Source organism: Chlamydophila parapsittaci, assembly GCF_006385615.1.
In the GTDB taxonomy this organism is placed as follows: domain Bacteria; phylum Chlamydiota; class Chlamydiia; order Chlamydiales; family Chlamydiaceae; genus Chlamydia; species Chlamydia psittaci.
Window position 1 is genome coordinate 921,746 of the sequence record NZ_CP041038.1, and the last position, 12,197, is coordinate 933,942.

A 12,197-nucleotide genomic window follows, 5' to 3' on the forward strand; every position below is an offset into this window, starting at 1 on the left:
TTGCAGCTTATCGTTATTTTCGTTTCAGACGATTCGCTATTATAGTGCTGAGAGGGCTTTCAGATGTTGATTGACGTGTCTAGATGCAGAGAACGTTTCTTTGGAAAACGCTTGGGATAGGATTCTGAGGTGGAGGATGGTGTACAGAAGGAGTTGTTAAAGGAAAGGAGAGAAATTCCCCTAGGGCAAAGAAAATTTCTCTCGGTAGTTGATTTAGAATTTTCCTTGCAAACCTGTGATGACACGATGGCTTGCGAAAGATTTCTTGGAGTCAAAGACGTAGTCTAAGAATCCTGTTGTATATTCGGAAAGCTCTACACTGTCATGAATCTGTAGATAGAATCCATTACGAGTGATATGCGCTCCTGATATAGGAATGCTTTCGTTGTTCGCTAGAATGGTGACTACGTTATGAGGATTCACACGATAAATATCTGGCTTGTAAGCGAGTTTTAATGTGAGTGTTGAAGGAGCTTTCTTAAATGGTGTATGCCATTCTGAAGTGAATCCTATAGGTAGTGTGATGTTATGACCACGACCTCGGGAGAAACTCCTTGGCAGATATCCTTGTTCTGCAAATGCATTTTGCCAACCACCCATAAATTCTGCGGATATGAACCCTGAGAAATCAAAGTCACGAGCCACTTTACGTGTGAGTGTGCACCAGGTTAAGAACGGATGTTCTACAGATACCGAGGCATAATAGGTGTTATTGTGCCAACGTCCTTTAGATTTTCTCGTTTTTTGGGTGATAGGGTTTAGGTAATTTGTTTTCATATGGTTTACTGTGTAACCATAAGCGGCTTCCCAGGAGATACTCGTTGCCGTATTTTCTGTAGCTACAGGAAACTTCCCGAAGAAAGCGAATAAGCTGATTTGCTCTGTGCTATGTGTATCGTAAGGTTTACTCTTTACTTGACCATAGAGCTGACCAAAAGCGAGTCCTATAGAAGCTTCGTCAGGATAGTTGATTCCGATAGAGGCTTGATATCCTCCGTATCGTCCTTTGAATCCTTCATGACCGTTATGTATAGGATGGAGGATATAATTTCCTATAGCCTTTGCAGAAACAAGAACACCTTCGTGTTGGCTTAAGAAGGTCTCTTCTAAAGCTTCTGAAAATACTTGAGTTGCTAAGAAGGAGGTCCACAGCGTATTCGATACAATTTCACCACGACGTTCGGGAGCTAAAATGTAGGGAGCACGGTGTGTAGGTTCTGGTCTCCATACAACATAAAGTGTTCGATTATTTGTTCCTGAGGGAATACCTCCGCTAGGCGTAGGTGCAAGTAGAGGTGTTGTCCATGAGGATGACCAAACTCCTTGGTAGCCGTAGTGCTGAGGAACAGTGAGAGGCCCTTCAGTGAAGTCACTTTTGGTTGGATCAGTATCGTTACTTGTGAAGGTAGCAAAAGGAAAAGACACTGCCTCTTGTAATAGGGGATTATCGTACAGCTCAGAATCATTTTCAGAGACTAAGTCTAGGGAGCCGGATAATGTAATTGTCTTGCTGTTAGATGTTGTTACAGAAGCAGGAACAAAGTCAGGATTTAGGTAGGATTGTATATTGCATCCTAACTTTTTAATCGTGAAGTTTTCAGCAGCTGGAGAATCACCTGTTGTTGATAATAACCCGATACTAGCTCCAGAACCTAAAGTTAACCTTCCTGTTTCAGCAGTTAAACCAAGCACATTGAGCTTAGCGTTGTTAGTTACAATAAGCTGTCCATCTTGGATAACTACTTTTCCGAAGAGAGATGACGTCGTATTTGCGGGATGTAATTTCTCCGATATGGTCAGAGTTTCTGATGTAAACTTTACTGATCCAGAATGACCCGAGGAATTCACAGTGATTGTATCTGGCGAGCCAGCACGAGCCATTGTTGCAGGTCCTACGTCGGTGATGGGATCATGAAAGATCAGGTTAGAGAGACCGGAAGCATTAAGAGCTGTGATCTTACTATTTTCCCCCACATGGATAGCATTGCGTACTCCTGGGAAACCATTGAGCATATTGCCGATAAAGACCATATCTCCAGATTTTGCTGTTAAACTTAGGGTAGAAGTATCAGGATCCGAGGTATTGCCAACAGCGGAATCGATATAAATAGCCCCACCTTTTTGTGCTCTGTTATTGAAGAACACCATAGGGCCCTGAGCGTTTATTGTCAGGACTTTGGCACAAATAGCCCCACCATTTTCCTTGGCGGAGTTTTTCGTGATATGTGTAGGGGAGTTATTTGAAAAGGTACATGTGGTTGCATAAATAGCTCCGCCATCTTTTTGAGCAAGATTGCAGCAAATATTACAACCGCCAGTATTGCCCACAAAGGAAACAGATTTTGTGGGGACACAAATGGCTCCTCCACAACCTGCGCCTATGACTTTAGGAGGATTTGGAGTTTTAGTTAGCAAACCATTGGCTGCGGTATTGCCTGATAAGGCAATGGGTCCGGAGTTATTTTTAAATGTGACAGTTCCGTCATAAATAGCTCCACCACCGCAAGCAGCAAAGTTTTGAGAAAACGAGATAGCAGCAGAGTTATTTTCAATATTGCAGGATGCGTCTGTATCATTAAGAAGTGCTGATCCAAAGTTTCCTGAGTTGCTGTCAAAGGTAATTTGATTACGAATATTCGTAATATTTAAGCTTGTTGTTGTATGAACTGCGGAACCACAAAAACAGTTTACCGTAAGTGAATCAGGAGGCGAAGATTCTGTAACTACAGGAGTGTAGGGGGTTCTGTTATTGGTTACGGTTACCGCTTTTGAGGAGGTAATCGAGATATTTTTTCCGGAAATTAGCCCATGCTTTCCCGTAGAGATGTTTTCATTAAGTACAAGCTTGGAAAGATTGGATAAGGTAAGAGCTTCTGTAGCTGAGATTAATGAAGCACCTTCTTTTGCAGGAGCATGACATTGCGTAAATGTTAATGAACGCCGTTTCCCAAATATGCTAAGGTTTGAACTTGATCCTAAGAAAGATGAAGGGAACTTTGCTCCATAGACATCTTCGATGAAACAATTAGAGGTAAGGTAAAAAGCTTCCCCTATATCATACAAAGGAGGCGTAAGGTTAGTTTGATTTATGGTTTGGGCAGCAACCCACCCAGAGCTGCATAAGCAAGCCAAAAAGCAAAAAGAAGAAGATCTTAAAGAAAGAGGCATGCCTCAACCCTATCGTTAGTAATATTTAGAATCGAAATTTACTTCCTACATTTATATTGTAATTGCGAGAAGATTTACGTAGCTCGCAACTACCATGGCTAAAGATTTCAATATTATTATTTACGGCTGTATGTGTAGACCCTTCTATTAACAGACCTTGTCTATCTAGGTTTGTTGCTAGGGTTTTCCATCTAGCGCCGTTGGCTAATAATAACGTTGTACATCCGGGGTTTCTCCTCCATACATCGGGAACATAGGATACAGCTAAGCTGTAGAAATCCGGGTAGGAGTGAGAACGTCTATCTATTTTAAAACCACAAGGAATCGCTAGGTTAATTAAACGAGAGGAACAGAAAGATCGTGCTTCAGCGAGTTGTTCTCTGAAGGAGCCATGTTCCGCGTAACCAATCTGCACGTTCACAAAAGGAACGAATTGATTTAGGTGTAATTTACCAGTGTTCAGAACAATAGGCAAGCTTCCGCCTACTTCTCCTAACCAGCAATTGTTATCCCAATTACCGCTTTCTTCAGGGATGAAGGTATAGCGTGTTTTCATATCTTCATTAGTATGGCTGTAGTTGATTCTTGCAGCGAACGTTGTGAAGATCGTATTGCTTAATGGGCGTTTTATAGATAGATAAGCGCTACCTACTAGAGCTTGTGATTTTGTTGTGGAGACCACGTAGTCTTTAGATTTTCCGAATACCTGAGAGAAAGCTACGCCAAATACAGAATCCGATAGTGTTTGTGAATTTGCTCCAATGACGTAGCCACCACTAATACGGCGGAAACCATGAGATACAGAATTGCGATCGTGGTGGAAAACATTAGAGATTCCCGCTACCCATAATCCTTTGCTGTAGCCAAAGCCATCACAGCTTGCTGTAGCGAGTGCGTTCATAGAGCGTAGATCTATGAAGGCCCCCCATAAGCTATTAGGAACTAAAGAAGCTTGACGTTCAGGGCTGGGAATAAATCCTGTTTTTGTCCAAGTAGCTTTTAATACTTTCTTTTTATTGGCATCTCCATTTGTCCCGTCTTCCCAGCTGAGTTTCCACGAACCTTGGTATCCATATTGAGGATCTGCATCTCCTCTTGGGGTGAGTTGGAGATCGTTGTTCGTTATTTTACTGTCACCTGCTGTTGATAGAGAAAGGAGTTTGAGCGTGACTGTATTTTGATTGAATAAATCATGGTTTTCATAGGCATTCCCAGAAACATCGTCTAAAGAAATGTGTCCGGTGATTTTAATGGTACCATTCGAACCTTTTACATCGATTTTAGCTCCTTCTCCAGCTTGTGTCAGAGAACCAAGATTGATGTGTAGATCCTTTATTGAGATTGATCCATCAGTATTGGGTTGATTGGTCGCAGAGGCTGTAGTGGTTGTAGTCGATGTGGCGCTACTTGCCTCGGCAGTAGCCATAACCCTGGCAGCTGCTGCAGCTGCTCCAGCTTCTACACTAGCAGGAGTGGCATGGGAGTTAGTGGTAGTTGATAATGAGGTACCACTATCCATGAGGAGGATAGAATCAGATTCCTGATCAAAGGAAACCACAGATAGGCTAGCTTTATCCGCTAAGACGAGTTTCCCGCCGCCTAGAACCACTTTCTGATAAATAGTTGATGCGTTGGGAGTATCTTCTGTGGAGTTTGTGTGAGCTCCAGAAAAGAGAACTGTTCCAATATAATTAGTAAAGGGAGCAGAATCTCCTCTATCTGGGTTGATAGTTAGAGTATTAGTGCCATTAGGGGCTGTTTCAGGAAGAGTAGTTACAATAGGATCATAGAAACAGAGTTTATGATCTCCGGAAGCAGCAAGCAACTTAATAGTAGCTCCCTTATCTAGAGTAATGGCATTTCTTTTGAGAGATCCATCATTGGTGTTGAGATTGTCATAGAAAATCATATTGCCGTAGTCAGCGGATAGGCTGAGATCTCCGCCAGCAGCAATATAGATCGCTCCACCGGTTTTTGCGGTGTTGTTGGTAAACACCGTTTTTCCTGAAGAAGTAATGCTAACTTTTTCTCCATAAATAGCTCCGCCTGCATTTGCTGCGAAGTTATTAGCAAAGAAGATGTCGTGTTGGTTCGTTATAGTTAACCCAGTAAATTCAATGGGAGCGGCTTCAGATTTAGATTTTTCTTTTTCCTCTTTCTCTTTCTTTGTTGCCGCAGTTGCCTGGGTACAATAGATTGCTCCCCCTTGACCTAGTACCTCACCAGAATCCCCGATTTCAGGAGATGCAGAATTGTTCTGCATGATTAATTGTGCGTTGTTCGAGAAGTTAATATTCCCTTTAGAGTAAATACCTCCGCCAGATTTAGCGTTATTCGCATCGAATTGTACAGAGCCGTTGTTTGAAAAGTTAACAACAGTGTTGATAACCCCATTTTCAGCAGGCGGTGGGGGAGTTTGTGGATTCACAGAGTGGATAGCACCACCGAGCTTTTCCGCAGAGTTGGATCTAAAAAGAATGGATGGGCAACGCGTAACATTCAGACTTGTGGAAGCCCCTATAGCACCTCCGTTGGCGCCCACGTTACTCAGAAACTGTAATGATTTTGTTACATTGCTAATGTCGACTACTTGTCCCCATAAAGCCCCACCATTATTTCCCGCACGGTTATTCTTAAATAGGACGTTTTGAATGTCTTTGAAGAATATAGGTGACTTAGAATATACCGCACCGCCTTTAGGAGTAGTTACAGTACTACTATTGGTACGTCCGATTAATACTGCACAATTAGAGCAAGAGAAGGTCTTGATTCCTGTGATGGTATAGGAGAACGATTCAGGAGTTGACGTAGGGATAGAGCTTAAAGCAGCACCGTTTACCGATGTGCGAAGATTAGTAAAGGTTAAATTATGACCTTTTCCTACAATTGTCATGGACCCAGCAGAGTTAAAAAAGCAACTTGAAGGAGTTGCTGCCATGGAGTTGTCGAGATTTAAAATATTTAGGTCTCCTGACAGGATCGCTGTTGTTCCTTCTAGATTTGACGTAATCGTGTAGGGAAACATTTCTCTAAGATAACCGTCATAAGTTCCGTTAGGAACTACAATTTCCAAAGAAAAGGCTTGGAACGAACAAGGAAGAGTCAGCGTTGTAGAAACTAAGAACTTACGGAAAGACGCTTTCATTTGCTAGACAGGATGCAACAAGATTGATCTTGCTAATAAACGAAAAGTATTAAAAAAACAATAGGATAGGGAAAAATTGCAAAGAAAAGACTAGGATTAAACGCTTTATATCTCTTTTTAACAGATTATGTGATGTAAGCAGATCTGCTTGTCTGAAAGAAAAAAGAGAAATTCAGAAAGCGATTTTTGATAAGGTTTCTGAATTTCTCAAAGTTAAGTTTTCTACCTACATATCAAAATAGCAATTGGCTTCCCACATCTCCTGAATAATATTGCGAGGACTTCCGTAGTTCTGTGCAAAATTTTGAAAACAGGGAGATGTTATCTAAAATTGCACAATGTAAGGAAAGTTGTGCGGATAAGGCTTGTCGTGAGAGATTTGTTCCTGAGGTTTCCCATACGGGGAAAGGATCATAGGTAGCTGTAATTGTAGCAGAAGGATTTTTACGATATAGATCTGAGATAAACGTTGCAGAAGCTGAATAGAAAATAGGGTAGTGTGAGGCATGGCCTTCTAAACGGACACCCATAGGTAAAGAAAGATTCGCTAACGTACTACTGGTAATTTCGTGTTTCTTCACTCCTTCTTCTTTGAATTTCCTTTGGTAGGCATAGACTGCCTGAAGATTCATGAAGGGGAGGATGTGCTGGAATATATTATGTTCTTCATGGAAGTCAAAGGAAAGCGAGGACCCGAGTTCTGCACCTACACAATGGGTATTCCAATACCCTTGGGTGATTTCTGAGGATTTGCGATTTATTGTGAGGGTGTTTTTACTATGACTATAAGTTGCTTGAGCACTGAAAATTAGAGGAAGATCAGCAGAGACTTTAGATAAGGACTCAGGATGAACGAAAAAGTTTCCTAAGGACCAATTTAAAATAGGTTTTACAGGTAGGCTATGTTGGAGGTACATAGATCCCGCAAGGATATTCTCATGGTTTTTGGCTAGGGACGCATCTTTAGAAACCCCAAACATTTGGAAAAAGCCTATCGAGAAGATATCTTTGGACGGAGTTTGTTTTGAGATCCCTAAGGCATAGCCTCCGCTAGTATGGCGAAATCCTTGGTTATCTTTATGATGGTCCTTATGGAAGTATCGAGAAATTTCTGATACCCACAGGCCATTGCGGTATAGGCTGCCATCAGAGATGGTGTCCATAAGATTATGAATACCGCGGATGTCTACAAAGGCATTCCATAGGCTATTAGGAACTAGGGAATTCCCTTGACAATCTATCAGGCGTGGTCGATAGCCTTTGGGAGTCCATACGAGTTCTCCTATCGTTTTTGCAAGTGATACTGTATGAGTATTTAACTGTTTTGGTGCAGTGTCTACCCATTCAAGATCCCAAGATCCTTGATATCCGTAAGGTTGAGTTGGAACTGTGAGGTGATCTACTTTGATATGTGTATTTTCTAGTTTGTCAGATTCAATTTTAATTAGGGGAATTCTAAGAGATGTGGCTAATTCTTTATTCTCATAGAAATCTTCATCTTGCAAATGGACGTGTATAGATCCGGAAAACGATAGTTTTTTGTCTGCCGACAAAAGGAAGATTTGCCCGGGGTCTCTAGACGATAATGAGCGGTATTTTATTTTCGAATTTTCTGGTAGGGGATCTAAAGCATAGAGTTTTAATGGTATGGTAATGTTTGAGAGCTCGGCATTTTCGTGAATTCTCATCATACTACTATGATCGAGAATGAGTGTGGTGTTAGGACGTTGGATAAAGTTTAAAACTCCGAGGATGACGCCACTGTTTAATTTTAGAGTTCCTCCTGCTAGTACCACGTCTTGTGAAATTCTGCTCATATTTACGGTTGCCAGAGTAGAACAGGAATAAAGACAATTTGTCGAAGAGAACAATACGGTGCCATGATGTATGCCTCCACCGGGGATTTGATTGATAAGTAGAGGGACTGTGGAGCGCGATGTTGAAGTAATCGCATCATAGAATTGCACAGATTTGCCTTCTCTGGCGCCTATATGGCTGATGAAGGCACCATTTTCTAAATGGATAGCGTTTTTTTCGATATGCCTTCCTCTTATCGTACTATTCCCTGCGAAGATAATATCACCCTTTTCAGCGAATAACCCCAGCTCTCCTTCGGGAGCAATGGCAATTGCCCCTCCGCCAGGACGGGAATCTTGATCACCAACAGCTGTATTATCAATGAATACGCTATCATCCATAGCGGTGAGGTATAAGTTTTTAGCATAGATAGCCCCTCCACCGTTTACTGAAGTGTTATTAGAGAAGGTGATTTTTCGATTTCTATAAAAGGAAAGAGAAGAAGGGCTTTTTGAACCTGGATTGGGTATACAACAGATAGCTCCGCCTTTGTCTGATGAGTAGCATCCTGTAAAGGTAATCGTATCATTGGAGCGAAACATGAGAGATCCTTTAGAGACAACGGCACTTTTCCCTTTTCTTGAACTTAGCGGTTCCAAAAACTTAAGATGAGCAAAGCATGAAAGTGTACAGAAGCTTTCTACGTCATGAAGAATCATTTTTCCTTCACTGCTCGTCGTGATTTTATCGAAGGTCAAGCTGCGGTTATTCCCATTAAATAATAGATCCCCTTTGGTGTTTTTAAAACAGCTAGAGTTGTTTGGTGTTGTCGCCGCTACATTTTGTATTAGAATGTCATCAGATAAGATATACGTGGTACCTTGATCATTATCAGAAGATTTAATAGGGAAAGCCGCATTATTTATGCCGTTAAAGTTATCAGCAGAGGAGAGTGTTTTTAACACAGCAGAATCTGCTGTGGGAAAACACATATAGGACATAGCATAGCAGCAAAAAATCCATAGATTCAGTCTTTGCGTCATACGTTATTTCAAATGTATATGTTCAGAATATTTTTTGCTTAGGGGAGGGAAATAGAGAAAAGCCTTTTAGTTCATAGGCAATTTTTTGAAATTAATCAAGATCAATAATGGACATTCTTTGGAAGGTGTTTACACACAAGGGAATCGAAAAAAATAGATTTTCGTTAAGATGTTCCCCGCTCATAAAGAGCAGGGAAACACATTTAGAAGTGGATAGAGCTGCCTGCGTTAGCGTGGTAGCCTCTTGCAGATTTACGTAGTTCTATACTTCCTTGAGCAAATAGATGGATATACGAGGTTAAGGCATAATCTCCACAACATTCGAATCGTGCAGCATGTCTTTGTAGATTTGTAGCTGTTGTTATCCATGGTGTGGTAACAACATTGGTCACAAGCGGTGTCGTTGTGTTTTTAGGATTATGGCGGTAAGCATCTCCTATATATGCTGCAGAAAGTTCGTAATGGAGATCTTTAGATGGAGAATCTCCATGAATGCGTAGCCCTAAGGGTATAGAGATATTCGTCAAATAGGTATGACTAAAAGCTCTTCGTCTCAAGCCTTTTTCATGGAAGCCTTTTTGATATATGTATACGCTTTGTACTTTTACAAATGGCGTAGCCTTTTGCAGAATGCCATCTTTACTTTTTATAGGTAGAGTTATAGATGCACCTATGTCTCCTGCATAACAGTGATTTTCCCAAGAGCTGTGCGTTTGTGTAGCATCTGCGTATTTTATTTTCATGGAGTTATCCCCATAAAAATAACCACATTGCGACTGGAATTTTACTAGGAAATCCTCAGGAACTTGTTTTAAAAATTTTGGTTTAAACACTGAAGTTCCTGCAAGGAATTTTAGAATAGGCAGCAATTCTGTAGAGTATTCGGTATATAGAGAGCCTGAAAGGATTTTTTCATGGATCCTTGCACCTCCATAATCTTTAGCTCGTCCAAATAGCTGGCTCAAACCAAAGCTAAATTTAAACTTATGACGAGATTCCGAGCTTACTCCTACAGCATAGCCAGAGCTAAAATTACGGAATTTACGATTTTTATTCGTTTTCTTTGCTTGGAAAAAGTTAGATAATCCGGCACCCCAGATATCCTTACCAGTAGCAGAGTGGGCTTCACTCTCAATTAATCTTTGGATCGCTGTGACATCAGCAAACATACCCCAGAGACTGTTAGGCACTAAAGCAGTGTAGCTTTGTGTATCTGCAGTCGTAGGAATGTATCCTAAGGGTTGCCAATTTAAATTCGCAACCTTGGCACTTCCAGAGCCTCCTGCTGGAGAGTCCTCCCAGGTTAATTTCCATATACCTTGATAACCTGCGTGAGCCTCTTCTTTGTCATTGGTCGCATCGCCATTGGAAACAGTGACTTGCCCTGTAGCGGATACTTTTAAAAATTCTCTATTGAGTTGTTGTGCCAGCTCAGGGTTTTCATAAAAATCAGGGTCAGAAATAGCAACAATCACCGGACCTGAAATGTCAATATTTCCAGAACTGCCCGTAGTACTGACTGTTGCCAATGTAGTAGAATTCAGGTCCTTAATGTCTAACCACAAGTTTTTCAGATCCATGGAGTCTGAAGCTTGTAGCTTTGTGTTTTGTTCCAATAGAATGCAAGAGCCGGCATCTGCCTGCTTGAAGGTTTTTGCAGAGAGTGAAGCACCATCGGATAAAACCAATGTTCCTGCAGTGAGTTCCACAGGGGTGGGAAACGTGAAGGTCGGGGTGCCTTCCTTAACATTGGTAGCACTTTCCCCAGAGAAAACCACCTTCCCTGTATAGCTTTTGGGTGTTGATTGAACATCACCTTCGGCTCTGATCATCAATTTCCCCATGGTGGGAAGAGCTGTTTTTTCTGGCAACGCGTCTGGAGCATTGATTTTTAGTGTTTCTTGAGTACCAGCATTAGCAAGTGCGATTTCAGTACCAGCACCCGAGCTAAATGTTATGGGATCATAAAAAATAATGGAGCTTCCTTGGGATGCCCGCAAGTCGGTAATTTTAGCTGTTGATCCTATATTTATAGCATTCGGAGCATCATCTTTGCCCTTATTTCCTTTAAAGATAATGTCTCCAGATTCTGCGGTTAAGGAGAGAGTCCCACCATCAGCAATCGCAATCGCCCCACCTGCTTCCTGGGCTGTATTATCGGTAAATAAGGTCGGGCCACCAGAGACAATCTTGAGGTTTTTAGCATAGATCGCTCCGCCGTTTTTGCTTGAAGAATTCCCAGAAAATGTTAACCCAGAGTTCCCTTCAAAGGTAAAGACGCTATTATCAGTAACTTCTGCTGATTTAGCCTTCGAGTGCATTATTATCCCCACAGGGGATGGAATTGATCCTAAATTGGCGTCCTTGAGTTTAGTTAAAGAGGTAGCTCCTTCTAAAGGAGGTTCCGGTTCCGGCTCAGGTTCCGGCTCGGGGGGGGGTGTATAGCATATAGCCCCGCCGTTATCGGTAGAGTGGTTATTTGAGAATATAACGTTAGTGTTATCCTTGACTTGTAGTGAGGAGCCTTGGCAAAAGATGGCTCCTTTACCTGAAGCACCAGTCCCTGGACATGAGGAGAATGTAAGGTCAGAGATATTAGATAAATTTAATGTTTTATCTTTTGCTGTATGGCTAATCGCAGCACCCTGTCCTGTGAGGGAGATATTAGTAAATGCTAGAGAATGAGAATTACCGGCAAAGAAAAGATCCCCCTTGGTGTTGGTAAAGCAGCTGCCGTCAGCATTATCACTCTTAATGCTTAGAGGTTGTCCTTCTTCTGTAGTAATAGTGGTAATGTTCGCAAAGGAAATATCAGTAGTTAGTTTATATGTAGTTCCTGCCTCATTACTTGTTGCTTTTGATGTAAATCCTGAAGATGGTTGTCCAGATCCATCAAAACCGGTTGATAATTCTGTTTCTGTTGCTGCTTTAGCAACTGCGGATGTTTCAGAGACAGAATCTGATAACGATTCAGCGAATATAATATGGGTAGAGAGTAGCGACGATGAGAGTAAAAACCCATAAACGGAAAGTTTCATGAGGCA

At 41.6% G+C, this 12,197-nt stretch carries 4 protein-coding genes; all 4 read right to left on the reverse strand.

The features are described 5' to 3' along the window. Positions 1-213: 213 nt before the first annotated feature. The 4 genes from FI836_RS04125 to FI836_RS04140 all read right to left on the reverse strand — a co-directional run bounded on the left by FI836_RS04125 (position 214) and on the right by FI836_RS04140 (position 12,191). Complete coding sequence (locus FI836_RS04125) at positions 214-3,168, reverse strand: polymorphic outer membrane protein middle domain-containing protein (RefSeq protein ID WP_014943731.1); 2,955 nt, start codon at positions 3,166-3,168, stop codon at positions 214-216. A 25-nt stretch (positions 3,169-3,193) separates the two neighbouring features. Next, on the reverse strand, positions 3,194-6,313 hold the full coding sequence (locus FI836_RS04130) for a polymorphic outer membrane protein middle domain-containing protein (protein WP_014943732.1): 3,120 nt from the start codon (positions 6,311-6,313) through the stop codon (positions 3,194-3,196). Between the two features lie 233 nt (positions 6,314-6,546). Then, positions 6,547-9,102, reverse strand: a complete 2,556-nt coding sequence (locus FI836_RS04135; protein ID WP_014943733.1) for an autotransporter domain-containing protein — start codon at positions 9,100-9,102, stop codon at positions 6,547-6,549. A 254-nt stretch (positions 9,103-9,356) separates the two neighbouring features. Continuing rightward, positions 9,357-12,191 carry a polymorphic outer membrane protein middle domain-containing protein gene (locus FI836_RS04140; protein ID WP_014943734.1) on the reverse strand — a complete coding sequence of 945 codons (2,835 nt, stop codon included), beginning with the start codon at positions 12,189-12,191 and terminating at the stop codon, positions 9,357-9,359. Between the last annotated feature and the right edge of the window lie 6 nt (positions 12,192-12,197).

Bases quoted from the DNA above. Each gene is read 5' to 3' on its own strand.
- FI836_RS04130 (WP_014943732.1), bottom strand. From the start codon at position 6,313: ATGAAAGCGTCTTTCCGTAAGTTCTTAGTTTCTACAACGCTGACTCTT.
- FI836_RS04125 (WP_014943731.1), bottom strand. From the start codon at position 3,168: ATGCCTCTTTCTTTAAGATCTTCTTCTTTTTGCTTTTTGGCTTGCTTA.
- FI836_RS04140 (WP_014943734.1), bottom strand. From the start codon at position 12,191: ATGAAACTTTCCGTTTATGGGTTTTTACTCTCATCGTCGCTACTCTCT.
- FI836_RS04135 (WP_014943733.1), bottom strand. From the start codon at position 9,102: ATGTGTTTTCCCACAGCAGATTCTGCTGTGTTAAAAACACTCTCCTCT.